General features: G+C 45.7%; 24 protein-coding genes and 1 pseudogene. 13 read left to right on the top strand and 12 right to left on the bottom strand.

Annotated elements, in window-relative coordinates; translation table 11 throughout:
- Positions 1-176: 176 nt before the first annotated feature.
- From flgB to Q9R46_RS02740, 12 genes and pseudogenes are all read left to right on the top strand, one after another.
- Positions 177-587 (top strand): flagellar basal body rod protein FlgB, encoded by a 411-nt coding sequence (gene flgB / locus Q9R46_RS02795; protein ID WP_311278867.1) that lies wholly within the window; start codon positions 177-179, stop codon positions 585-587.
- Positions 588-658: 71 nt separating this feature from the next.
- Positions 659-1,995 (top strand): annotated as a pseudogene (locus tag Q9R46_RS02790) (IS3 family transposase).
- Positions 1,996-2,705: 710 nt separating this feature from the next.
- Complete coding sequence (locus tag Q9R46_RS02785) at positions 2,706-3,536, top strand: polymorphic toxin type 44 domain-containing protein (RefSeq protein WP_145328514.1); 831 nt, start codon at positions 2,706-2,708, stop codon at positions 3,534-3,536.
- A 192-nt stretch (positions 3,537-3,728) separates the two neighbouring features.
- Positions 3,729-4,802, top strand: a complete 1,074-nt coding sequence (locus tag Q9R46_RS02780; protein WP_311278866.1) for a GNAT family N-acetyltransferase — start codon at positions 3,729-3,731, stop codon at positions 4,800-4,802.
- On the top strand, positions 4,799-5,674 hold the full coding sequence (locus tag Q9R46_RS02775) for a helix-turn-helix transcriptional regulator (RefSeq protein WP_311278865.1): 876 nt from the start codon (positions 4,799-4,801) through the stop codon (positions 5,672-5,674). Before Q9R46_RS02780 ends, Q9R46_RS02775 begins: the two co-directional genes overlap by 4 nt.
- Before the next feature lie 105 nt (positions 5,675-5,779).
- Positions 5,780-6,325 (top strand): ankyrin repeat domain-containing protein, encoded by a 546-nt coding sequence (locus Q9R46_RS02770; RefSeq protein ID WP_145328510.1) that lies wholly within the window; start codon positions 5,780-5,782, stop codon positions 6,323-6,325.
- A gap of 286 nt (positions 6,326-6,611) precedes the next feature.
- Positions 6,612-7,127: a sigma-70 family RNA polymerase sigma factor gene (locus Q9R46_RS02765; RefSeq protein ID WP_260989749.1), complete on the top strand. Its 516-nt coding sequence runs from the start codon at positions 6,612-6,614 to the stop codon at positions 7,125-7,127.
- Positions 7,124-8,461 (top strand): DUF4179 domain-containing protein, encoded by a 1,338-nt coding sequence (locus Q9R46_RS02760; protein ID WP_311278864.1) that lies wholly within the window; start codon positions 7,124-7,126, stop codon positions 8,459-8,461. The genes Q9R46_RS02765 and Q9R46_RS02760 overlap by 4 nt, the downstream gene beginning before the upstream one ends.
- 112 nt (positions 8,462-8,573) lie before the next feature.
- Positions 8,574-9,617: a S66 family peptidase gene (locus tag Q9R46_RS02755; RefSeq protein WP_311278863.1), complete on the top strand. Its 1,044-nt coding sequence runs from the start codon at positions 8,574-8,576 to the stop codon at positions 9,615-9,617.
- Between the two features lie 68 nt (positions 9,618-9,685).
- Entirely contained in the window at positions 9,686-9,991 is a 306-nt protein-coding gene (locus tag Q9R46_RS02750; protein WP_145328501.1) for a hypothetical protein, read from the top strand.
- 195 nt (positions 9,992-10,186) lie between these two features.
- Positions 10,187-10,966, top strand: a complete 780-nt coding sequence (locus tag Q9R46_RS02745) for a threonine/serine exporter family protein (protein ID WP_311280935.1) — start codon at positions 10,187-10,189, stop codon at positions 10,964-10,966.
- A gap of 18 nt (positions 10,967-10,984) precedes the next feature.
- The gene (locus Q9R46_RS02740) at positions 10,985-11,443 is read left to right on the top strand and encodes a threonine/serine exporter family protein (protein WP_145328497.1); all 459 of its coding nucleotides are present in this window, start codon (positions 10,985-10,987) and stop codon (positions 11,441-11,443) included.
- 139 nt (positions 11,444-11,582) lie between these two features.
- Here the strand turns inward: Q9R46_RS02740 and Q9R46_RS02735 are convergent, their stop codons facing one another.
- From Q9R46_RS02735 to Q9R46_RS02690, 10 genes are all read right to left on the bottom strand, one after another.
- Complete coding sequence (locus tag Q9R46_RS02735) at positions 11,583-12,128, bottom strand: DUF2569 family protein (protein WP_311278862.1); 546 nt, start codon at positions 12,126-12,128, stop codon at positions 11,583-11,585.
- Between the two features lie 125 nt (positions 12,129-12,253).
- A complete protein-coding gene (locus Q9R46_RS02730) occupies positions 12,254-14,131 on the bottom strand; it encodes a transglycosylase domain-containing protein (protein WP_311278861.1) in 1,878 nt (625 codons plus the stop codon).
- Positions 14,125-14,565, bottom strand: coding sequence for a HAMP domain-containing protein (locus Q9R46_RS02725; RefSeq protein ID WP_311278860.1), 441 nt, complete (start codon positions 14,563-14,565; stop codon positions 14,125-14,127). Before Q9R46_RS02725 ends, Q9R46_RS02730 begins: the two co-directional genes overlap by 7 nt.
- A 140-nt stretch (positions 14,566-14,705) precedes the next feature.
- On the bottom strand, positions 14,706-15,839 hold the full coding sequence (locus Q9R46_RS02720; RefSeq protein WP_311278859.1) for a sensor histidine kinase: 1,134 nt from the start codon (positions 15,837-15,839) through the stop codon (positions 14,706-14,708).
- Between the two features lie 30 nt (positions 15,840-15,869).
- Positions 15,870-16,574 carry a response regulator transcription factor gene (locus Q9R46_RS02715; RefSeq protein ID WP_311278858.1) on the bottom strand — a complete coding sequence of 235 codons (705 nt, stop codon included), beginning with the start codon at positions 16,572-16,574 and terminating at the stop codon, positions 15,870-15,872.
- 67 nt (positions 16,575-16,641) lie between these two features.
- Complete coding sequence (locus Q9R46_RS02710) at positions 16,642-17,601, bottom strand: phosphotransferase family protein (protein WP_311278857.1); 960 nt, start codon at positions 17,599-17,601, stop codon at positions 16,642-16,644.
- Positions 17,602-17,740: 139 nt separating this feature from the next.
- A complete protein-coding gene (locus Q9R46_RS02705) occupies positions 17,741-18,199 on the bottom strand; it encodes a DinB family protein (RefSeq protein ID WP_311278856.1) in 459 nt (152 codons plus the stop codon).
- Between the two features lie 231 nt (positions 18,200-18,430).
- Positions 18,431-19,381, bottom strand: a complete 951-nt coding sequence (locus Q9R46_RS02700; RefSeq protein WP_311278855.1) for a DUF1963 domain-containing protein — start codon at positions 19,379-19,381, stop codon at positions 18,431-18,433.
- Between the two features lie 146 nt (positions 19,382-19,527).
- The gene (locus tag Q9R46_RS02695) at positions 19,528-20,817 is read right to left on the bottom strand and encodes an ammonium transporter (RefSeq protein ID WP_311278854.1); all 1,290 of its coding nucleotides are present in this window, start codon (positions 20,815-20,817) and stop codon (positions 19,528-19,530) included.
- Complete coding sequence (locus Q9R46_RS02690; protein WP_311278853.1) at positions 20,814-21,233, bottom strand: hypothetical protein; 420 nt, start codon at positions 21,231-21,233, stop codon at positions 20,814-20,816. The genes Q9R46_RS02695 and Q9R46_RS02690 overlap by 4 nt, the downstream gene beginning before the upstream one ends.
- A gap of 291 nt (positions 21,234-21,524) precedes the next feature.
- Between Q9R46_RS02690 and Q9R46_RS02685 the strand changes: the two genes are divergently transcribed.
- Positions 21,525-22,019, top strand: coding sequence for a DinB family protein (locus Q9R46_RS02685; RefSeq protein ID WP_311278852.1), 495 nt, complete (start codon positions 21,525-21,527; stop codon positions 22,017-22,019).
- 76 nt (positions 22,020-22,095) lie between these two features.
- On the opposite strand, the gene Q9R46_RS02680 is transcribed toward Q9R46_RS02685, so the two are convergent.
- Entirely contained in the window at positions 22,096-22,632 is a 537-nt protein-coding gene (locus Q9R46_RS02680) for a GNAT family N-acetyltransferase (RefSeq protein ID WP_311278851.1), read from the bottom strand.
- A 398-nt stretch (positions 22,633-23,030) separates the two neighbouring features.
- Entirely contained in the window at positions 23,031-24,083 is a 1,053-nt protein-coding gene (locus Q9R46_RS02675; RefSeq protein ID WP_311278850.1) for a M23 family metallopeptidase, read from the bottom strand.
- Positions 24,084-24,142: the final 59 nt, after the last annotated feature.

Genomic DNA, 24,142 nt, shown 5'->3' with positions numbered 1-24,142 from the left:
CTGACTTCCTTCACAGAAGCAGATGTTTGGGTCATATACTTGTCTTTATTGTTGTTTATTTCAGCCGTAACTATGAGTCCACCGCCATATGTTACTTTGAACAGATTGACAGTGTGTGGGCGAATTTCTTAAAATAGAGAGAACTGCACTCGGATGCGATGAAGGAGGAACAGGGTATGATCGAAACGAATACGACCAGACGTAATGAATCCCTTTTGCAAGCCTTAAACGCACGACATGCAGCGATTACGAACAATATCGCTAACGCAGACACACCCAACTACAAAAAGACAACCGTTGAGTTTCAAGACGAGCTTAGACGTATCATCGAGAACGGTCAATCCGGACAGCTCAGGATGCAGCGGACACATGAGAAACATTTTCCCGTCAGCGATCCAAATGCCTCCGTCGTTCAGTACCGGGTGATGCAGAACAACGAAACAGCCATGAACAATAACAACAACAATGTAGATATTGACCGGGAGATGGCTATGCTTTCCGAGAATCAACTCTTGTATAACTACATGGCTGACCGAGTCAGCGGACATTACAAAAAAATGAAAAATTTATTGAATGATTTAAAATAAAAAGCTTATACTAGCAGTGAACTGCACCCCAATTGTTAGACAAAACTACCAATTGTAGGTGCAGTTTTTTTATGACTAAATTCAGTTCGGATGAAAAGGGATCAGAAAGCTTGAAAAGCATTGCAAAATCGATCGGGATTCACCGTTCTGTCTTTTCAAACTGGATTAAACAATATGAGCCTCACGGTGAAAAAGCTTTTATAAAGTGCTATAGGCTATACATCATATCCTACTCAGATTAAACTAGACGTATTTCATTATATGAACGAATTTGGGACGTCTGTTAGAGAAACGGCTGCTATATTTAATATTCCTAAAGCCATAGTACTCTTTTAAGTTGGCAAAAAAAGCCTGGAATTACAAGGGATAGACGCCCTTCAACCAAAGAAAAAGGGGCGCTCATCCCATGAAAAAAGGATCTAAAGCACAGAAGGATCAAACGCTGGTAGAAGGATCTATAGAGGCTTTACAAGCAGAGGTAGAACGTTTGAAAATGGAGAATGCTTATTTAAAGAAGTTGAATGCCTTAGTTTGAAACAAGGAAAAATCACCAAACAAGACAAAGCGCAAGTAGTCTATGAACTAAGGAACGAATTTTCGGTGAAAGCACTTCTACAGCTAGCAGATATCCCTCGTCGCACGTATTATTACGTCGTAAAAGCGTTGGGTACGGTAGACAAGGATTTAGAGCTAAAAGACATGATACAAGCGATTTATAAGGAGCATGAGGGACGTTATGGTTATCGTTGTATTCACGATGAGTTAACCAATCGTGGACACCGTGTGAATCATAAACAGGTACAGCGTTTGATGAACGTATTGGGATTAAAAGGATTGGTACGTATGAAGAAATATCGTTCGTATAAAGGGACAATTGGCAAGGTTGCACCGAACCTATTAAAACGCAATTTCCACGCTGAAAGGCCAAACGAGAAGTGGGTTACGGACATTACAGAGTTTAAATTGTTCGGAGAAAAACTATATTTATCTCCCATACTTGATTTGTATAACGGAGAAATTATTACATATACGAGGGTTCAAGACCGGTCTACTCGCTTGTTTCCACGATGTCAGATCAAGCATTTTGCAGTTTAACAACAGAAGATAAACTCCTTTATTCGGATCAGGGCTCGCACTACCAGATGAGACCCTATCGTCATGCCCTTGAAAAACGTGGCATCAGGCAAAGTATGTCCCGTAAAGGGAACTGTTACGATAACGCCGTCATGGAGAACTTCTTTGGCATCATGAAATCTGAGTTCTTGTATTTAAAATAGTTTGAAAATATCTCACATTTTGAACAAGAACTATCCAAATACATCGATTATTACAACAACAAACGCATTAAGGAAAACTAAAAGGCATGAGTCCGGTACGCTACCGGATTCATGCCCAGCAAGTTGCTTAAAGATGTAATCTGTCTAACTTTACGGGGTAACTTCACAGCTCTTGTGGCTGTTTTTTTGTATAGAAATGTCCTGTCCTTTCGACCCTCGGCTCGATTTTAATAATAAAAATTCACAAGTTATTTTATAAGATCAAGCATATCACTTTTTTTTGTAAGAGGTAGAAACACCGATAATGAAAGCCAGAATGATAGGCAATAAAACATAAGATAATATAAGTAATATACCTGTTCCTGGGGAAGGTCTGTCCCCCGATACTGTAATAGGAATCGTAAAATTATTAATGATAATAAGAACAATATAGAACGGAATCCATGAGACCGTTGGAATATATTTAAATTTTTCATTATGTAACATTCTTTTCGTTATGAAATAGAACAACACCACAAATGAAACCAAAAGCAAAATACTAATAACACTTATTAAAAGTGACATTGTGTTATTTGACCAACCCGTTAATCTTGTGATCCGGTAATAGTTTAGTTGTGGTAGGTAGAATAAATATAGAAAAATAGCACTTGGAATACTACATAATATTATTTTATTTATACGATTCATAGTCTCACTCCCACATTGTTTCCCTTTTTGATATAATATAAAACAATTATAGATTGTTCAAGATAAATACTAGATTAAAATCTATAATAGGGTTTACTTTCCTTTATTAACCTATTAATATAGAATTATATTACAATTTAGGAGGTTAAATACTTTGAAATTTTTTGGTAAGATTCTCTCCATTGTTTCCCTATCAGCTCTGGTAATTTCAAGTGTAGCGTCTGCAAGCGTTAATCCGAGTTCTCCGCCAACGACTGAAGGTGATTTAAATTCCTTAAAGGGTGTACACCAATATGTGGTTGAGCACGGTTACGCTTCTCTAAATCCAGATGGAACCATTTCGGTTAACACGAATGCAATTGCTCCTGTAGTTGAACCGAATCTACTGAATCAGTACATAAAAAGTTTAGATGGATCAAACGATGTCATCTTAGCGACTGGAGATGCGATTAAATTTGACGAAAATTTTGAGCTCCAAGTAGGTACTCAAGAAGAAATTATCGAAAGTGTTACCAAAGTAGATCAAATGAATAGTGTTTCTAATGATTCTGTGATCTCGATTATGAGTGATCCAGATACCCCTCCATATTTAAACGCATATTATATGGCCAATCAAAATAGAAACACTGTAAAGAACTATTACGATAGTTTAAATAGTAGCATTTGGGTAAACGCTCGCGATGCATACACCGCTACAGTAGGCATGTGGGTGGCAAAAGTTCAACCAGGCGGCGTGTGGGATTATAAGTCAGTTCCTTATTATTACCCAGCCAGAAAATTATGGACTGCAAGAGTTAAAAACGGTACTGAGTTAAGAACTTCTGAATGGTTTGGTAACTATAACTACGGATTTACAGGGAAAGAACTTTTTAACTTGCCTACTCTTTTAACAGCTGGTGATGCTGTAGGATTGGGTACAAGCTTTAGACTTGATGATGATAATGATAAAAATGCGGTTAGACAAGGTTACAATGAATCTCCTTAAGTGTTCCGTGTAAAGTCCACTATGACTCCTTATAGAAGCTGCTACCTTGTATTTCACAGGCAGCAGCTTCTTTTACTACCACAAACCTTCCCCCCTCTTTCATCTCCATGCCTCTTAATCCACACTGGAAGTTCGGTATTTATTAGGGCTGTAGTATAATGGGATAAGCGAATAAATAAAAAGAGGTGCAACATGACTCGTCAATATAATGCGTTTCAAGGCTCTAAAGTCAGACTCACGGCACCCTGTCCCGAAGACCGCGTGCAAATCGCACATTTTACACAAAACTACGAATATATGCGCAACATGGATACAGATATTGTGACGCCACAAACATCCGATGAGACCGGATCTTCATCCGTTCGGAACGGTCAAGATTTTGAATTTGCCCTTCGCACGTTGGAAGACAATCGTTTTCTCGGATTTGTTGCCATCTATCGATTGGAATGGAATAACCGCTCCGCACAACTAGCTATCGGCATTGGTGAAGAACGAGATCGTGGCAAAGGTTATGGCAGTGACGCTCTTGCGTTGATTTTGCGATATGCATTCCATGAATTGAACCTGAATCGGATTGCTCTTGACGTGATTGAATACAACGAAGCCGCAATACGGGCATATCTCAAGGCCGGATTCCGCGAGGAAGGCCGGCATCGTGCTGCTGTTCTTCGAGATGGTACACAGTACGATCTGATCTCGATGAGCATTCTGGCAATGGATTGGTCTGCTCAGACTGGATATCCCGTTTCGTTTCAGCCAGGGTCTAGTTCGGGTAGTGCAAGTGTTTCCCCTTCGGCAGGCTCTACTACTGTTGGTAGCATGGCGGTCGAGGCCACTCCCCGGATCGGCGTAGGTGCAGTGATCCTTAATGAACGAAATGAAGTGCTCTTGGTTTGGCGTAATCGTGCGCCCGAACAGCACACTTGGAGTATTCCCGGCGGAACAGTGGATGCGTATGAAACGTTGAGAATCGCGGTAGAACGTGAGATAAAGAAAGAAGTGCATCTGGATATTGTCATTGAGAGCTTACTTGGCACTGCCGAGACGATTTATCCCAAGCATCAGGAACATTCAATTACTCTTCTTTACGCCACAAGAGTAATCGAAGGGGTTGCTCGTAATCCGGAAGAAGGCGGAGCGATCGGTGATATCGGTTGGTTCCCGCTCCATGCGCTGCCTTCCCCACTCGCCAGCTTTGCCATCCCGGCATTGAAAGCAGCGAAGCAGCAATATACACAGAAACATGATACCGACATCTCACAATGAACACCTATACGGGAAATACGTTAACGCAACGCACCGTTCCTTTCATACTACATGAGTCAAGATCCCGGTTTGACTGGAAAGGTCAAGGTGCCCTTTCCCTGAAAACGTTCCGTTACGGAACATCATTATACGAAGCGGGTCATGGACATTTTGCAGTCGATCAGGACAGATATTTGCTTTTGAACGAAGGACAGGAATATCAGCTACATATTGATTCACCTGTTCCTGTTGAATCGTTTTGCATCTTCTTCCCTTCGGGTCTGGTGGAAGAGATCGGTCGGAATATCTCAGGAAGTAACCGCTATCTCTTGGATGAGCCTTATGCCACATCTTCCCTTGGTACACTTGACCGGATGGAACGAACATATCCCATGACCGATCAACTAGGAGTTGCGCTTGAGCGATTGCGCTCCTCCTATGCCTCTCAGGCCGTAGATGTATGGGGGCTAGAGGAACAACTGTATCAACTGGGCGTGCATATGCTTGTTTTGCACCGGGATATTCGGTCGGAAATCGACAGCCTGGATATGGTGAAATCTTCAACCCGAAACGAGATATATCGAAGAATCTATATCGCACACGAGTACATGACAGCCTACTATAATAAACCTATCACGCTTGCGGAAACTGCCTCAGCCGCGCATCTGTCCGTAAATCATTTTCTTCGCAGTTATAAAAAGGTATTCGGCATATCGCCACATCAATTTTTGACGGAACGCAGACTTCAGGCTGCCTGTCAGTTGTTATCCAATTCGGATCTCCCTGTTACAGAAATCTGTTACAACGTCGGTTTTGAGAGCCTTGGCTCGTTCAGCTCCCTTTTCTCCAGACGATTTAAACACTCCCCTGCACAGCATCGCATAAAAAGGTGATTTTCGAGAAGCACCGCCCGTGTGAACGATCTATCATGAAGTTAGCTCCAAACGAGCTTATGCCATATTCCCTGTGTGTACAGATACGAAAGAGGAGGTTCACAGATGAAAGACACAGATCAGAATACAGAGCAGCTAGAACCATTGGAACAGTTATTTGAAGCTGCACAGCAGAATGATGTGGAAAAAATAAAGTTCCTTCTTGCCGTACAACCAGAAATGGCCAACACGGAAAACAAGGATGGATTGACGCCCCTCGGATATGCCGCACATTTTGGAAGCACGGAGAGCGTACATGCCCTTATTGAACACGGTGCGGATGTGAATGCGATCTCTCATTCCCTTATCTCCTTCATTCCCTGCAACACAGCCCTACACGCCGCACTGGCCGGAGAGCGTTCAGTGGAAGTGATTAAGCTATTGCTGGAACATGGCGCATCCACGAGCATCCTTGACAGTGACGGACAGCAAGCCCTTCACACGGCTGCCTTTCATACCGATCAGACAGCCATTATAGACTTGTTGCTTGAATATAGAGCCGATGTCAAAGCACCTAACACATCCGGCGAAATCGCGCAAGACATTGCGAAGCAACGTGGTCATACCTCTGTCACTGCTCGTCTGGAGCAAGCGATGGCGAAGCTATCCTAAGTGGGATAGATATAAGCCGCTATAACGATGTGAATCCGTACTATACTTGGGACTCATGCTACACTTGTGACTCGGTACTGTACCTAAAAGGCTATTCGGGGTCATACTTGTAACCGTCAGAATCTTCTTGGGGCCGTAAAGCTCGTGGGAGGGCTGACGGTTTTTGCTGTATAATGCATTGAACTTTCTGAAGATCAACATGCACAACATTTTTTTCAAAAAAACAAGAACCGTTCGGCAACTTTCTCTGTCTAATACGAAACAACATAAGCAAAGGAGGAGCCTTGTGACCCCTACCGAACTTACGCGAGCTGCACAAAAAGGGGATGCTGCAGCGTTTGCAGCCTTAATGGAGATGCATCAGAGCCGCCTGTACCGGATCGCCTATGCGTATCTGCATAATGAGGGCGATGCACTGGAAGCCATACAGGAAGCAACCTACCGCGCATACCGCAAACTCAAAAAGCTGAAAGAACCTACCTATTTCAGTACATGGCTCATCCGCATCCTTCTGAACTACTGTGCAGATGAACGCAAACGCAAAATCCGGTTCAGTCCCGTAACCGAGATCCGTGAATCCGGCCGCTGGGATCATCCCGAAGATCCGGATCTTGCCGCTGCGGTAGCTGCACTTGAACCGGAATACAAACAAATTATTATTCTGAGTTATTTCGAAGGTTTCTCGTTAACTGAAGTCGCTGACATTCTCGAAATTCCGGCAGGCACGGTCAAATCACGACTGCACCGCGCGCTTGGCAAGCTCCGGGATCAACTTGAACCGAAAGGAGAGCTCTTATCATGACCGACGAACAAAATCCGTTCGAAGCTTTGGAGACACGTCTTCAAGCACGCAAAGCCGAATACGATACGATGCCCGTACCGGATACAGCAACTTCCCGAGCTGTACAGGCCGGGATTCAACAAGCTTCCCGTAAACGAAAAACCAGATTACGCTGGCTGACCAGCTCCATCTCCGCAGCAGCCCTGATTTTATTGTTCACTGGCTGTATTCGGGTATCCCCTGCCTTTGCGTCCTTTGTCGAGCAACTGCCTGGAATGGAAGGCGTCGTCAATCTGATCCGGCAAGACAAAGGATTGATGATGGCGATTGATCAGTCCCTGTTGCAAAAAGTCGGGATCACCGACGAGCATGACGGGGGTTCCTTAACCGTGGAGGGCATTATTACAGACGACTCACGTATGGTTATTTTTTATAAGATGAAAGGCATAAAAAATAAAGAAAAATTCGACTATGACATCGATTTACTTGACGGAAACGGTAAAGATTTGCCTGTTGGTTTTGGCTATTCTACAATCTACTTTGACTCAGTTGATCCAGTGTATGAAAACTATATTGATGTTATTTTTACCGACCAATCCCCCCCTCCGGATGTGTTAACGGTGGTATTCAAATCGAGAGACAAAGCCAATCCGGGGGTGTGGAAAGTAACGATGCCCGTCGATAAAAATTTAACCAAAGGCATGAAGAAGGTTATCCCTGTTAACGAAACCTTAGTCGTCGATGGACAACGTATCCAGGTAAAACAGGCGATCATGTATCCAACCCGGTTGGTGCTTGACGTACAGATGGACCCAAACAACACCAAAAAAATCTTTGGTCTCAGCGATCTGCAACTCGTGGATGAGCAAGGACGTGCCTGGAGAACCGATACCTCCGTCGGGGAAGATACACGCTCCATTTATTTTGAAAGCATGTATTTCTCCAAACCTAAAAAGCTGACCTTACAAGGCTCCGGATTCTCGAGTCTTGATAAAAAGGAGCTTGATTTCAGCCTCGACCTGAAAACACGCGAGATCAAGGGCGGCCCTTCCGGGCTTCAGATGCTTGACAGCAAAGTGGAAGGAAAAGACCTCATTGTTGACTTCTCTGTTCCTGACAGCATGGAAAATAGTTTCGTGCTCGGTTTCAGCAAAGTGAAAGATCGTTCAGGTAAAACCTATGAAACCCCTGGTTCAAGCTGGAGTCCGGGATATGGAAAAGATCAGGATCACACCACGGTATCCATCACAATCGAAAATGGTGCAAAGGTACAGGGCGAACTTCAGATAAAAATTGCTACCTATCCGTCAAAAGTAAAGTCACCCTTTTCACTCGAAATCCCTGTAAACCCTTGATGCATAATCAACAAAAGGCTGTCTTTTGCCAAACTTTTCTATATAATGATAGGAATATTATGAAGTCATTTCATGAGCAACGTCAGCTCAAGTAGGAAAGGTGTGTTATAAGATGAACCTGCATTCCATCCGTTATCCGCAGCCACTCGTGAAGGGCGATACGATTGGTGTAGCCGCGCCGTCCAGTGGTGTAGGCGAGTCTATGCATCGTCATTTGGAAGACAGCAAACACCATATGGAGCGTCTCGGCTTCAACATTAAGGAAAGTATTTCCCTGCGTAACAATTCCAAATGTGTGAGTGCTTCCAAAGAATCTCGCGCGTCAGAACTGAACGCATTTATGCTTGATCCCGGGATACAGGCTGTCATTCCTCCGTGGGGCGGAGAGTTTCTAATGGATATTTTGCCGCTGCTGGACTGGGAAGCCATGAAGAAGTCACCGCCCAAATGGGTGCTCGGCTACTCGGATATCAGTACATTCTTGTTTGCCTACACGTTGTTAACGGGATCAGCCTCAGCTCATGGCACAAATTATGTTGATCTTCGGTCAAATGAGCTAGATCCGGTTACGGCTCGCTGGCTTGATGTGCTACAGACGAGAACTGACGAAAAGATCTTACAAGTATCCTCCACCCATTATCAATCCGAATGGAACATGGAGCTAGCCGGCTTTAATCTGGATACCCCATCTCACTGGAAGCAGCTTGGCGTTGCTGAAAATACGAATACCTCTACCCGCTTCGCTGGGCGATTAATTGGAGGATGCATGGACACGATTACGTGCCTGATCGGTACTCCGTTTGCACCAGTAGAAGCCTTTGTGCAGGATTACTGTGCGGAAGAGGGAACCATCTGGTATCTGGAAAGCTGTGAGATGCAAGCAAGTGATATTTATCGCCGCCTATGGCAGATGAGACAAGCCGGCTGGTTTGCTGGCGCGAATGGTTTCCTATTTGGACGACCTGCCGGTTATTCGGACACAGCCGATTTTACGTTTACCGATGCCCTCTCTTCTGCGCTTGGCGATCTGAACGTGCCTGTGCTGTATGATGTAGACTTGGGTCACATTCCGCCACAGATGACATTTGTTAATGGCGCACTGGGTCAGGTCAGTTATGAAAGCGGCCGTGGAACTCTGCACATGTCATATGTGTAATCACCTTTTGTAGGCAGATGCATACCTTGAAGTAAGAAGGATTTTATTTCGAGGAAGGGTTGTGCATCATGTCAGAATCACCATCCACACCAACCACTCGTGTTGTATATCAGGCCAATCAACCGATGCTGCAATCCGTGCAAAATGTGCGGAACATGTTGCATCATACGGCTCGTCAGCATATTGGCAAGAAAGTGCAAGTTCAGAACATCGATGGCCAGGTCTGGGAAGGAGTCATTATTAGTGCAGACCGCGGAATTCTGTACCTTCAAGTGACACCCATGCATGGTTACCCTGAACCGCGTGCTTTGTTTGGTCCAACGATTCTACCGCTGGTGCTGTATGAATTGCTCGTCATCACCTTGTTAATGTAAGCCAAAAGGGCTTCGTCTCTTTCCTTTCGAGGATTGGGCGAAGCTTTTTTATTCCATGTGCCGGGATTGCTTGTGCGCGTGTGAAATATGATACAATGGTGTCGGAACCTTGTCTTATTTCATATGAAACGGAGTTTGATCCGGTTGGAATACATACGTCATGACCCCTCTTCTCCTGTTGAATCCGAATTGGAGATGCGTAACAAAAGTCAACACCCTGTGACTGAACCGTCTGAGCAATCCCAAGTCATCGCCATCTGTCTGCTTGCTGGGAAAATCATGCTGCAAAGCGGCGGTGAAACGTACCGCGTTGAAGATACGATGAAGCGGATGGCCGCTGCATTGGGGCTGCCACATTCACATAGTTATGTGGTGCCCACGGGCATCTTTTTCTCGGTGGATGCCACGGAACCCGCGAAGCTGATTCGCATCTCGGAGCGCACAACGGATCTCGATAAAGTATCTGAAGTCAACGCAGTCTCACGTCGCATCGGACAAGGGCAACTAACCGTTCAGGAAGCCCATGACCTGCTACTGGAGATCGAACGAAAACCTTCTGGTTATTCGTATGCTGTCCAGCTAGGGGCCGCTGCGTTATCCAGTGCTTGCTTCACAATCATGTTCGGCGGAGGCTGGGGAGATTTTCTTCCTGCACTACTCTGCGGCGGGATCGGTTACGCCGCGGTCATTCTTTTTCACCGCTGGGTCCGTGTTAAATTCTTTGCAGAGCTCACAGCCTCCTTTGTCATCGGCATGCTCGCCTTTTTCCTCGTGTATGTCGGTGCAGGCTTTGAGCGGGACAAAATCATTATCGGTTCTGTCATGCCGCTGGTACCAGGACTCCTGATAACGAATGCCGTGCGCGACTTGATGGCCGGACATCTCGTATCCGGCTTGTCTAAGGGCGCCGAGGCTTTTCTGACTGCTTTTGCCATCGGTACAGGCATTGCTGTTGTATTTTCACTTTTGATGTAAGACGGAGGGTTGCAAGAAATGCTCCATTTTATAGGACAAGCTTTAACCAGCTTCATTGCTTCAGCCGCGTTTGGCATTATCTTTAACGCGCCAAGACGGATGCTGCTTCACGGTGGATTTGTCGGTATGATTGGCTGGATTATCTATATTGTGCTGGAGTATGCAGCAGATGCTGTTCCGGCTACCTTGGCTGCAACAATTGCTGTTGGTGTCATCAGTCAGCTATTTTCTCGTATGTTCCGGGCACCTGTCATTATTTTTAGCGTGGCAGGTATCATTCCTCTCGTGCCGGGAGGGCTGGCGTATAATGCGATGCGTAGTTTTGTACAAAATGACTACAGTGCTGCCATGGAGATGGCCGCCAAAGCTCTTATGTTATCGGGTGCTATCGCTGTAGGACTTGTCCTGTCCGAGGTATTAAACCAGATGATTCAAAGCCTTTCCCGTTCAAGTCGCTTCAAGTCCGCTTCCAAATAAACCACCCAACGGAAGGTTGCTGGCAAGCAAAAAAAGCCCATGGTCTGCAAGCTGGAGTTTTGACTTAGCTCCGTTCTTGCAGGCTATGGGTCTTTTCGTGTTTTGAATCAAATCATCATGAGAACATTCTCGATCTCGTTTACTTGATAAACGTATTTTTTACGCGTACCGACTTCAGAAAATACGGGATAAAAATACAGCACGTCAGCAGTGAGCGAATGATTAGGTTAAACGCAGGAGTCGCATCCAGCACATGTTCTTCCCTGCCTACCTCGTTTTGAGCAATAAGAAGCCAGGTAACCACACCGATCACCAGATTGACAACGTACTGTATAATCATCAAGCGTGGGAACAGCCGCTTTCTTCGATATAACAGAACTAGATTCACTACAACGAGGACGAGCAGAAAGACACTGCTGATGAATCCAAACCACAGAAGCGGCCTTATGACTTCTGCATACAGCTGCGGGTCGATGCCCCGACTTCCTTCCCATCGTGCTGGATCCATGATCACCGCAACCTGTGAAATATCCGAGAGTAAAAATACCAGTGAAGCCCAAAGACTAATCTGAATTAAAATCAGCCAGCCTCCCAAACCCGAAATACCCGGAAGTTCAGGCCGGATGCCGCTTTTGGATGAGAACATATCTAATTCTTCGTCTTGCTTACCATATGAACTATTCATGATGCCCTCCTTATAAAAATATAAGAGCAACCTATTATAACTTAATATCCGTATGTTTTGTTATAAAAAGGAGAATATGATCTGATAGACCCAGCCCCGACTACTCACTTAGCTTTCCCTTTCCCTTATTGCTTACTACGTTTCATCACCGTTCCAAACAACTCCGCCGCGGTTCCGCTTCCTGACTTTAAGTAATGTTTCGCATCTGTATAATCAAATCCCATCCACACGACCCCCGTCCAGTTCCTTGTATATCCGGCAAACCAGATGTCGCGATTTGCTCGCTCAGGCGCATTCGACAGCGCCACCTGTGTCGTACCCGTTTTACCAGCGACATGATCATCAGGCAACCGGGCACGCTTTCCTGTTCCTTGGCTCACGACAAGCTGCAACATGTTCGTTATTTCTTGAGCCGTTCGCCTCGTGATGACTTGTTTGTTTTCTGAACGATGGGTATAGATAACTTGCCCCCGAGTATCCGTTATTTCGCGGATGAGGTGTGCACGATTGAACCTCCCTTCATTAGCAAAAACAGCATATGCCTGCGCAATCTTGAGCGGCGAGACGCCTTGATGAAGCCCCCCAAGGGCAACGGACAGATTCATATCTTCATTCTGTAATTGAATTCCCAATCGCTGAGCAAACCCTTTAGCCTGTCTCAACCCGATTTCGTGCAGCAACCAAACCGCAGGCGCATTGATTGATTTTTGCAGAGCCTCCGACAAGGATACCGTACCTCTGTACCTCCCTCCCACATTGCCCGGCTGGTAATTCCCGTAACGCGTAGGTCGGTCAGGCAGCATACTTGCTGTCCCGAATTGTCCGGACTCCAATGCAGGGCCATAGACAATTACGGGTTTTAATACCGATCCAGGCTGCCTTGCATCCTTCAAAGCACGATTCATATCTCCCTTCACAGGATTTCGTCCGCCCATCATTCCTTTCACTTCGCCGTTATGTTGATCAAGAATAACCATACTGGCCTGTACCTGTTGATTTTCTCGGTCATCCGGAAACCAGACTTGCTCCGCGAATGTTTCCTCCATTGCCCGCTGTGCACTTGCATTCAAGCCTGTTCGAATGGTCCATCCTGCGGAACGAATCTCGGCTTCACCCTTGCCGGTGAGAAGTGAAGCCTCCTGCATGACTGCATCCAATGCAGATATATAGGAAGGCTTCTCCATTTGAGACTTATGTGCCGTTGACAGGCTCGCCATATTTGGAGGAGGAGCTTGGTATTCAACAGCTGCGGCCTCCTGCATCTGTTTGCTCGTAATGATTCCCTGTTCGTGCATCATGGAGAGAACGACACTACGTCGCTCTTTGGAAAGATTCTCGTTATCCACCGGATTGTATATAGACGGCCCCTTGGGAATACCGGCGAGTGTTGCGATCTGCCAAAGTTTTAATCGTTTCAAATCTTCCACACCGAAATAACGCCAGGCCGCTGCCTTGACCCCATACTGCTGGCGTCCCATGTAAATCTGGTTCAGATACATTTCCAGGATTTCGTCCTTCGAATACTTCGTTTCCATCTCGATCGCAATGGATAACTCGTTTATTTTACGAATGAAGTTCTTATTGCCGTTCAGGTACAGATTTCTAGCCAATTGCTGTGTGATCGTGCTTCCACCCTGACTCCAATTCATATGTAGTATATTTTCTACCATTGCCCTGCCAACACCAATGACGTCCAGACCCGCATGCCGGTAGAAACGCCGATCCTCGGTTACTAAAAAGGCCTGTTTTAACATGTCCGGCATTTCTTGCAGATCGGCATGAGCCATATATCCTCCGTTTCGTGCCGTCAACCTGATGATCTCTTGTCCAGCCTCATCCAGAATGACGGTTGATGAAACGTGCTTCATAACTTCAGGTTGATGACGCATAACCATTTTTCCATACGAAAACAAATAGACGTACAGCAGCACCAGTAGAACCGCTACAATAACAGCAACATCATACAGTCGATAGATCGAACGTTTGATCTTCATATTTAACATGATGATTCCCCGGACTTCCCCTTCATTCCAGAGCTATCTTTATTCGCTGCGAGCTCCGCAATCGCATTGATCTGATCACTCAATTGCCTCAGTTCACCACCACTTAACACCTGAATTGGTGCAGGATTCCGGCCATTAGCAAGTTCATGGGTTCCCCGCACAAGGGCTTGCATGTCTTCGCTTATTTTCTGGGAACGAATCCAGAAAAATAAAAGAAACAAACCTCCGCCTATAAGCAACCCGATCGGTTTCTTCCCTACATGATTAATGCACCAATGTACCAGATGAGTAAACCAGGTAGCCTCATGGAACAACAAACGATAAGCTAATCTCATGATCTGGTACATAACAAAAAGAAGCACGATGCTGAGAATCGCGCTTGCTCCGCAAATATAGATGTATTTCATTCGAACGGTATTAAATCTCGAACTCATCTTCGGTATCCTCCTCATACTTCAAACGGATTGATAGAGGTAGCATACCGAATAGTTCTTAAAGAAGCTTTGTTAACTTCTTATCAAATTCTTAATTTATAGATCCAAAACTTAATAGGAGAGGTATGATATGAAACATTCTACTCTTCCAATGGCGTATGGACGGGCGGTTTTATGGCTGGAAAACGGGTAACAAAATCCGTCCTGCCCTGATCGCTATAAGCCGCAATCTGCCCCTGATGCAGTTCTATCATGGATTTGGCAATGGCAAGTCCCAATCCTGTGCCCCCTGTATCACGAGAACGTGATTTATCGACCCGGTAGAAGCGTTCAAACAGATGTGGCAAGTCCTGAGCGGGGATCGGTTCCCCGTAATTGCTGATACGTACCACTGCTTCTCCCTCATCAAGAACAAGGCCAATTTCCATTATTTTGCCCTTCGCACCATATCGAATCGCATTGCTGAACAAGTTTTCATAGGCTCTAACAAGTTCTCCCGGAGCAGCCTGAATCCATAATGGCTCTTGGCCTCCAACGATCGTATAGGTCATGCCTGCTTCTTCAAGCATTGGTGCGAATTCTTCGGCGAGTTGCATAAGGAATGGGGTCAGATTCAGTGGTCTTAAAGACAACGGCAGACTTCCGCCGCTGACTCGAGTATATTCAAACAAATCATCAATGAGCTTGCGCAACGTCAGAGATTTTTCATAAGCGATACTGACGTAATAACGCATTTCTAATTCATCCTGATACCGATCCTTCTCGATATACTCCAGAAATCCAAGAATCGAGGTTAAGGGTGTCCTCAAATCATGCGAGATGCCTGTAATCAGATCATTTTTGGCTGCAACTGCACTCCGTTCTTCCTGGAGAGAGCGCTGGAGTTGTTCAGCCATCTGATTGATACTCGCCGCAACCACACCAAACTCATCGGAAGTCTTCACCTTAATCCGATGTGACAGTTCTCCTTTGGCAACTTCCTGAATCCCCGCCGTGATCTCATCCAGGACAACCATCACTTTGCGGGTGAACAGAAAGAAAAACAGCACAAAACTGATGATTCCTACAGCAATCATCAGCGGAACAGAGCCAATATGATTCACTAGCCAGCGAACCACTTGGCCCGGGATCGTGTAATTCGGATATCGCTGATTCTCCAGAATTGTCTCGCCCACTTTGCCTGCCCCATACAATATCACGGCAGTCAACATACCACTTAACAGAAATGCGTAAATAAACTTCCAGCGTACCGTATTAATCCATTTCGAATTCATGGTAGAAACTCCCTGCTTGTAACATATAACCTACATCGGTTTAATCATCTTGTACCCGACGCCCCATACGGTCTGAATGAACTTTGGATGTTTACTGTCATGCTCAATCTTCTCACGAAGTTTACGAATGTGTACCATGACCGTGTTGTTAGACTCCATGAAGTCTTCTTTCCAAACTTGTCGGTAAATCTGTTCCATACTAAGTACCGATCCTTGATGCCTTGCGAGCAGTTCAAGCACTGCAAATTCCCGGGGGGTAAGATGCACAGGTTTGTCATCCACCCACACTTCATGTGTATCCGTATTAATAATCAGATCATCAATGATCCATTCATGCTCCTTGCTTTCCCTGCCCCCATTAAACGTATGATACCTGCGAAGCTGGGATTTGGCTCTCGCTACAAGCTCAAGCGGATTGAACGGTTTGGTTAAGTAATCATCAGCACCGATGCTTAAACCCGTAATTTTATCGATATCGGTACTTTTTGCTGATAACATGATAATCGGCATTTTCTGCTCTTCGCGAATTTTCATACAGGCTTCGATTCCGTCCATATTGGGCATCATGACGTCCAGAATAATGAGATCGATCTTCTCCGTCTTAAGCACCTCTAAAGCCTGTATTCCGTCATTCGCAGTAAAAATCCGGTACCCTTCATTGCCAAAATAAATTTCCATCAATTTAATAATATCCTGCTCATCATCAACAAGCAGTAGAGATGCTGGTTGTGCCACGGCATAATTCCTTTCTGCTTCACAAGTGCTGCATCGGTTGAAACCGAATATCTAAGCCATCTATCTGTTATCTGTACACAGTATACCACTTGGGAATCAACCTACGGAAATCATCGTGATCTTCGCGCACCTGTTCAATCTTCATCATCATCTGATCGGTTTCTTCCGGCTTCACGTTCTGAATCCACACCACTGAAGATACCAGTGCCATAGCCATATACAGTGAATACATGTTCCAGAAACCCTCATCCGGCTCGCATCCGCCAAAGTATCCTTGTATCTGTCCAATGGAATACGGAGTACTTACCTCCGTAGCAAACAAACCCAGTTTCAAAAATTCATGCACAGGATCTCCTTGATCTGCTCGGTTAAAATCAATTACTCCAGCCAGTTCGCCCTTGTTCACCACCAGATTAGCGGGATGGAAGTCATCATGCTGAAAACCATCGGGACGTTCTTTCATCCATGCCAGATGATCCTCAATAAAATTCATAATAGGTTGATCTCTCTCCATTACCACAGGGCATGCCTTGTATTGATCCGCGTAACGCCGATGCTTCTTACTCTTCCGTATATACCATGATTCGGGCCGTTTCTCTACAGGTAATCGATGAATACGCTTCAACTCGCCGCCTGCTTGCAAGCCGATGGAATGTTGCTGTTGCTCACTCATTGAAGGTAATACCTCGGAAGCGTCTTCTCCCTCAAGATAATTCAAAATCATATATCCATTATTTTCATCCATCCTGCCGATGCCAAGCGGTGTCGAGCAAAGAACCCCCATTTGCTTCAATGCTTCTAAAACATGAACCTCTTTTTGTTTACTATCTATATCTCGGTATGGAAAGATTCGCAGTAATACATTCCCTTGGCCTGGAACAGCAATTTTGAACTTGTGATCCAGGGAATACCCTTTGGATATATGTTCAATCTGCACAGCCTCTCGAAGTTGAGGAATCACTCTCACAAGCTCAAGGATCTCACTCTCAGTCGAAAATCGATTCCCATTATGCATGAATTCTACCAACTGTATCCCCCCCATTGTAGGTATGATCCACAATCCAGCTCATTCCAAAGAACATCAGCATAGTTCCTGCTCACAAACCTTTGTACCCGGATTAACGCAATTTCCCCTTACCTCGTATGTATTTATGATATGTATTCGTTTAGGCAAACATCGCCGTCTTCGGTTCTCTTCCCGTCAAGGTTAACATCGTATAAAGTTGACCTCTGTGATGGTACATATGGCCCATCATTTCAAGCAACCATTCCAGACGGCTATAGGAAGCACCCCAATATGATGCTGTTACGTGAAGCAATTCTTCCGTCGTAAACCGCATGTACCGCTGGTAGAGAAAGTTCCGATTCTCTATGAGTGCACACTTGATCTGGTCCAGGGAGCACATCTTGTTCTCTTCGTAAAACTGGTTCATCTCTTCCTCCGAAGCCCCTTCGGATATGTACAGATCCGCACGGCATACTAGCGCCAGATGGGAAAGTAACTCCTTTACAGAACGCTTGCCCTCGATAGGAGTCAGGTCCAAATCTTCTTCATTTAATTGATCGCAAATATCAACTAAAGACGCAACCGCTGTATCGATATGTTTGAATACAGACTGGATCAACCCTATCACTTCCTTTTCATTCCATTATACAGAACGTATGATCTCATTTCAACCTATGTACTTCCTTTAACTATTTAAACACGCTGGCGCCTCTGATTAACATATGCGCACAAAAAAAGTCCCTCCTCCTTCTATAGACGGGGATTCGGGACATTTTGTTACAGCTATTGAATAAATATTCACCTAATTTATGGAATGACAGTTGGCCTGTGCATAAAAACGAATTACAACTTAACTGGAATAAATCGAACAACATGTATGATCAAATTGCTCAGCCTCCAGGTCAGCACCTCGAATGAAAAACTGTAATTCACCGCAATCCAACCACTGAAAACCGATAGCATCATGCGTATCAATTTTTAATAGCAGCAACGTGTCCGACAATTCCTCCCACGCGCGCTCTTCTTCTCCATCGTAATGCGCGGTCAGCTTCTTCACGCATTCCTGCTCACTGCCGGTATGTGCCTCACCCAGCTCAATATAACTCAACGCCCGGTGTTCTGCATCGGGATGCTGCCCATCGGGGTAACCAAACATGCCGCCCCAATTCAGCGGGCTTGGGTGATTCCAATCTGATTCGAATTCCAGATAACGGTCTAGCCAACGGCCTTCGGGAGCTCCCTCTGCATCGGAAGCTGCCTCTGAAGCTTTCCCCTGTTCATCCAACGCCGCAGCATCTATGTACGCATATGTAGGAAGCTCAAGGTTAGGCAAGACGGTAACCGAATGCGCTATCGTAGGTTCTCCCCCCAGAGCAGTAGCCCCGTCCGGTTCGCGTTTTACAAGATTATATGTAGATGGTTCGTAGATTACTCGATGTTCAATCGGATAAGCTGCATCCACACTGCCAATAAAAAAGTACAACATGCCCCGCTCCGGCAACGTTCCGCGCCCGTCATTCGGTGTATACGGAGACAAATCCACCATATTCAGCTGGGCCAGAAAAGTCATTGGCACCCCGTCCTTCGTAAGCGGCCAGTCCAGATCATCCGGCAGATCAGGATGTCCGCCAACACGCGAATTTCCTGTTCTGCGATATTCATCCGTTGTGGACACATCCAGGCGAATACCCCAGCGCCCAGCATCCAGCACCAGATCGGCAACAGCACCGAGACCGTATTCTTCTTCGAGGGTTTTACGTGCTTTTCTAGTCAGACGTTCACATTGTTCCGGCTTAATCATATAGATCCTCCCTTTTTGACGTTACACCTATGCTGAGACTTATTCACGTTCACACCTGTATATTCTTCCGCCTTGTCTTTTTTCCCTGCTTTCTGTGTAAAAAAGAGGCTGACCTTCGTCAGCCCCTATCTTTTCATATACTTTTGTTATCGATTTGAATCAGAGGACTTCTGTTGATAAGCAATCATATGCTCCTCGCCATCCAGAAATTCATGCGACTGGTGCGCTGCCATCACCCCATGATAACTGATGTCCAGACCGAGGTCTTCCTCTTCCTCGGTTGAACGGACAGGAACCACTTTACCAATGAGTTTCAGTCCGAACCAGGTCATGGCGAATCCCCAGACGACCAACGCAGTCAGACCCAGCACCTGAACGCCAAGCAGCTTCCAGCCGCCGCCCATGAACAAACCGCCGTCCGTAGCGAACAGACCTACCGCAACAGTCCCCCACATTCCGGACACGGCATGAACCGGAAATGCACCTACCGGATCATCAATGCGCATGCGATCCAGCCAGTTCGTTGCAGCCATCATCAACAGACCGGAGACAGCGCCGATGAATATCGCCGCCACATCCCCTACGAATGCACAGCCTGCCGTGATGCCTACCAGTCCAGCAAGTGAACCGTTGATGACGGACGGTGCATCGGAACGATTAAAGCGGAACAAGGTATAGAGCAGCGTAGCCGCGCCACCCGCAGCAGCGGACAGCATCGTCACGATGGCTATGTGACCGATTCTAACATCGGTCGCACTCAATGTACTTCCCGCATTAAAGCCAAACCAGCCAAACCATAACAAGAAAGCCCCTACCGAAGCCAGCGGCAGATTGCTTGGCAATGCAATGGCACTTACACCAAGCGGCGTGTATTTCCCTTTACGGGGCCCGATAATAATGGCAGCCGCCAGTGCAGAGAAACCGCCCAGTGCGTGAATCACAGCCGAACCGGCAAAATCCTGCATGCCCAGCTGACTTAGCCAGCCTCCACCCCAAGCCCAGTGTCCGCCAATCGGATAAATAATTGCCGTCATCAGAATGATATATAACAGGTATGCACGGAAATTGATCCGTTCGGCTACGGCACCGGACACGATTGAAATGACGGCAATCGTGAACGCGGCTTGGAATAGCCAAAACGTCTCCAAGGATACCGGGACGTCCAGATGGGAGAGGTCACCATTCAGGAAAAAACCTGTCACCCCTATAAATCCTCCAGCATCTGAACCATACATCAACCCAAAACCAATAGCGTAAAACAATAACGTACCAATCGTAATATCCGCAAAAACTTTCATGATGATATTCACACTATTTTTATAACGTACAAAACCAGCCTCCAGCAGGGCAAATCCGCCCTCCATCAACAAAATCATGGCTGCGCTGAGCACAACCCAGACCGTGTCGATCCCGGAGCTTAACGTTTCCAAAGTCATGCCTGTACATCCTCCGTTTCACTAAGCTGTCTGATCTCGCGGATCGTTTCAGGCGAGAGCTCAATCTCTTCCTGCTGATTATGAGTAGCGATCTGAATACGTTCCATGATCAGATCAAGGTCACGGATGCGCCTGCGAATCTGCTCCATCTTGCGGAATCGCTCCTTCACCTGCACCATATATTCCACCGCTTGGTGATGAGAAGCCGGGCGCCCCGCAAACCATTTGCGAACAGGCGACAGCGATTGGTAGGCCACTTCCTCAGCTCTTCGTTTTTGTTCAAACTGCTCAATTTTCTGCTTGAGCGTTTCAATCTCATTTTCTTTTTTGACCTTCAACCGTTCGATAAGGTACAATAGATCGGACGATGATATTTGCAATGCTGTATGGTGATACACCTCGTCGATTACTAACATATCATGTCAGGACTCCTTACATATCAAGTTACTTGTTACCGATTATAGTTTGCCGGGCTATGCCCGTCAATCTTTTTTTCGTTTTACCGACGACGATATATACGATTCAGCATACCCAATTTAAGGGTATGTTTTTTGTTTTTCTCATAAATTCATCTAACAAGGGGTAGTGTAGTTGAAGTTCGCATTTACTCCTTCCGTGTTTTATGCTGGTTAAACAGGATTCCATATGTTCGATTGGACATATAGAAACCGTCATGTTATTGAAATAAACCTATAGAGAGGATGTTCATGATGTTCGAACGTAATGACGAAATACGAGGCCGAATCTGGGAGGCTATCTCTGGATTGGATGAAGATCATTTAAACCGGAAACCTTCCCCGGAACAGTGGAGCATTGTGCAAGTGTTACGGCATTTAAATCTGATGGAAAATGTAATCACCAAGCAAGCACGTCATGCATTGGAAAAAGGACAGAATGTGTCCATTGAGAAAAAGCCTTATGAAATGTCTCTGGACCGCAGCAGATCCGTTGAAGCCCCTCCTCATGTGCAGCCACCAACTGAGCCTGAGCCACTTGCGGATATTCGCAGCGATCTTGCTGCGTCCCATCAAGCACTGGAACAGTTTGCACGTGAGCATGATGTTGCCCTCTTACGGAGCAAGTCGTTCCCTCACCCCGCGTTTGGTGAGATGGATCTTGAGCAGTGGATTGATTTTACAAGCTACCACGAGGAACGTCATCTAGCACAGATTCGGGAGATCAAGCAGCAACTGGGACTGTAAAATGGGTTCCTGATTTGTAAAAGAAGCAAAAAACCTCCGCACTCCACTTATAGTGGTTACGGAGGTTTTTCTTTATTTAAATCTGCGCCTCTTTCAGACGATGATCTGTTCCAATTTTTTTGCCCAGAATTACAAGGTCCCGATCCATGCCATCCAGCACGGCCACTTCAGGATAGAATCCCCACTGTTCGAAGCCATGCTTGCGCAATAACCCGAGACTCGGCTCATTATGCCCGAATACAAATCCTAGAATCGTCGTGACTCCCAGCTCAGGACAAGCCTCGAATACTGTATTCAGCAACAGCCCACCGGCCCCAATTCCACGGCACTGCTGATCGACGTATACGCTGACTTCTACCGTCCCATTGTATGCCGGGCGCCCATAAAACGAACTCAGACTGGCCCATGCGATAACCTGTCCATCCCGTTTCATTACCCACAGCGGACGACGATCCGGTGTATGCTCGTTGAACCATGGCAAGCGTTGCTCTACCGTCACCGGTTCCAAATCCGCCGTTACCATGCGGCTCTCGATGGTTGAATTATAAATCTCCACAATTCTCGGCAAGTCTTCCAGACATGCATGTTCGATCTGTACCTTTTCCAGTGCCATTCCCTATTCCTCCATTGACCTCTATAAGTTGAACTAAGAATTTACACAGTCCACTCCGATGACAGAATAACCTTTCAATCACTGTTATCCCCAGATTTTTTTGATTCCCTTTTCCAAAGGGAAAAATCCGGTGATAAAGGCGCTAAGCTTATGCTTCCGATGTAGCTTTCTTGCAGAAAGCTTTTAGCTCCGCTTTTTCAGGTTTTTTCTGTCCTCTCCGTTAAAGTGTAAATAAAATTTTCACCTTATCCAGCTTTAATCTCATTCACAACCAAGTTCAAGACTATAATTAATTATAGACGCTATTATAATGGAAAAAGGAAGCTGGCGTACAGCATGTAGAATATCCATACCTCGACAACAAGTATTACCTTTAAACTATTTTTCGCCTGACCTGCTTACTCCGGCAGTCCCTGAACGGTATTGCCCCGTGTCAACTCCTGGCTCTGATCGGCCCAGCGAATATTTAGTGAACGTGAGGTGAACAGATCTGGCCCATCGGATACCTGAAAGTGCAAATGAGCTTCACTGGAGTTGCCCGAATTACCTAAATCCCCGATATGATCCCCCTGCCTGACTTTATCCCCTTTTTTCACCGCAACACTGCCTTTTTTGATATGACCCGTGATACTGTATTCTTTATTGCCATGATCAATCACGACATAGTTCCCCGCCGGTTCTTCCGGATTCATTACGCCAGGTACGTTATCCTCGATATCGTTTTTGATCTCCACTACCGTACCGTCCGCAGCAGCATAGAGAGGTTGACCAAACGCATAATAGTTGGCATTAACCTTGGCATCGCCCTGATAACTCGCCCCGTCTTTCGTCTGAACAATATCGAGTGCATAGCGCTGTGTTTCATGCTCGTAATGATAATTTTCCAGAACACTATGGCCTCCCCAGAAAACATACATCTCTCCTTTCATCGGGAACCGAAACTCGGTCTTGGTCAGCTTGTTATCTGTATCCGAATGAGATTCCAGTTGAGTAATATTTAATCCGGCAATCTGATGATCTTCTGTAAAATAGGCGAGGATGCCCTTAGCTCCTGTATCGTCTATCCACGCATGTTCCGTCAAACCATTCATCTCGGCATCCACCACCTGCTTCCACGACTTCGCTCCTTTCAAAAAGCTGTCAGCAGACGCCTTGAAATCCTCCAAGGACACGGCTTGCTTCATCTCAGGAGTAAACTGATTATAAATCGCATCTTTGGAACCCTTCGTCAATGTATCCAAGAGATTGTCGGGTGTTACCTGTTGATCTGTCGAACCCGTATTTTGTTCATTGCCCGAAGTATCATCGTTACCCTCTTGATCCGCCACCTGTTCTGCAGCTTGCTTTTCGGCCTGCTCTGCTTCATCGGAGGTAATTTTGTTACTTGTACAAGCAGAGAGTACAGCAAATGCCGTCACGGTTAGGAGAAGCAGTTTCCATTTCTTATTCATTATTCAACACCCTTTCTCTTTATCTTTTCTTGCTTACGTCAAATCTACATCATGAGTCT

This window comes from Paenibacillus sp. RRE4 (genome assembly GCF_031844205.1).
In the GTDB taxonomy this organism is placed as follows: Bacteria; Bacillota; Bacilli; order Paenibacillales; family Paenibacillaceae; genus Paenibacillus; species Paenibacillus xylanexedens_B.
The sequence above is the reverse complement of the archived record's forward strand: the minus strand, read 5'-3'. Positions and strand labels throughout refer to the sequence as shown.

What these genes read in the sequence shown, in the direction of transcription:
- flgB (WP_311278867.1), top strand. Translation starts at nt 177, where the DNA reads ATGATCGAAACGAATACGACCAGACGTAATGAATCCCTTTTGCAAGCC.
- Q9R46_RS02780 (WP_311278866.1), top strand. Translation starts at nt 3,729, where the DNA reads ATGACTCGTCAATATAATGCGTTTCAAGGCTCTAAAGTCAGACTCACG.
- Q9R46_RS02775 (WP_311278865.1), top strand. Translation starts at nt 4,799, where the DNA reads ATGAACACCTATACGGGAAATACGTTAACGCAACGCACCGTTCCTTTC.
- Q9R46_RS02770 (WP_145328510.1), top strand. Translation starts at nt 5,780, where the DNA reads ATGAAAGACACAGATCAGAATACAGAGCAGCTAGAACCATTGGAACAG.
- Q9R46_RS02760 (WP_311278864.1), top strand. Translation starts at nt 7,124, where the DNA reads ATGACCGACGAACAAAATCCGTTCGAAGCTTTGGAGACACGTCTTCAA.
- Q9R46_RS02755 (WP_311278863.1), top strand. Translation starts at nt 8,574, where the DNA reads ATGAACCTGCATTCCATCCGTTATCCGCAGCCACTCGTGAAGGGCGAT.
- Q9R46_RS02750 (WP_145328501.1), top strand. Translation starts at nt 9,686, where the DNA reads ATGTCAGAATCACCATCCACACCAACCACTCGTGTTGTATATCAGGCC.
- Q9R46_RS02745 (WP_311280935.1), top strand. Translation starts at nt 10,187, where the DNA reads ATGCGTAACAAAAGTCAACACCCTGTGACTGAACCGTCTGAGCAATCC.
- Q9R46_RS02740 (WP_145328497.1), top strand. Translation starts at nt 10,985, where the DNA reads ATGCTCCATTTTATAGGACAAGCTTTAACCAGCTTCATTGCTTCAGCC.
- Q9R46_RS02735 (WP_311278862.1), bottom strand. Translation starts at nt 12,128, where the DNA reads ATGAATAGTTCATATGGTAAGCAAGACGAAGAATTAGATATGTTCTCA.
- Q9R46_RS02730 (WP_311278861.1), bottom strand. Translation starts at nt 14,131, where the DNA reads ATGTTAAATATGAAGATCAAACGTTCGATCTATCGACTGTATGATGTT.
- Q9R46_RS02725 (WP_311278860.1), bottom strand. Translation starts at nt 14,565, where the DNA reads ATGAGTTCGAGATTTAATACCGTTCGAATGAAATACATCTATATTTGC.
- Q9R46_RS02720 (WP_311278859.1), bottom strand. Translation starts at nt 15,839, where the DNA reads ATGAATTCGAAATGGATTAATACGGTACGCTGGAAGTTTATTTACGCA.
- Q9R46_RS02700 (WP_311278855.1), bottom strand. Translation starts at nt 19,381, where the DNA reads ATGATTAAGCCGGAACAATGTGAACGTCTGACTAGAAAAGCACGTAAA.
- Q9R46_RS02695 (WP_311278854.1), bottom strand. Translation starts at nt 20,817, where the DNA reads ATGACTTTGGAAACGTTAAGCTCCGGGATCGACACGGTCTGGGTTGTG.
- Q9R46_RS02690 (WP_311278853.1), bottom strand. Translation starts at nt 21,233, where the DNA reads ATGTTAGTAATCGACGAGGTGTATCACCATACAGCATTGCAAATATCA.
- Q9R46_RS02685 (WP_311278852.1), top strand. Translation starts at nt 21,525, where the DNA reads ATGATGTTCGAACGTAATGACGAAATACGAGGCCGAATCTGGGAGGCT.
- Q9R46_RS02680 (WP_311278851.1), bottom strand. Translation starts at nt 22,632, where the DNA reads ATGGCACTGGAAAAGGTACAGATCGAACATGCATGTCTGGAAGACTTG.
- Q9R46_RS02675 (WP_311278850.1), bottom strand. Translation starts at nt 24,083, where the DNA reads ATGAATAAGAAATGGAAACTGCTTCTCCTAACCGTGACGGCATTTGCT.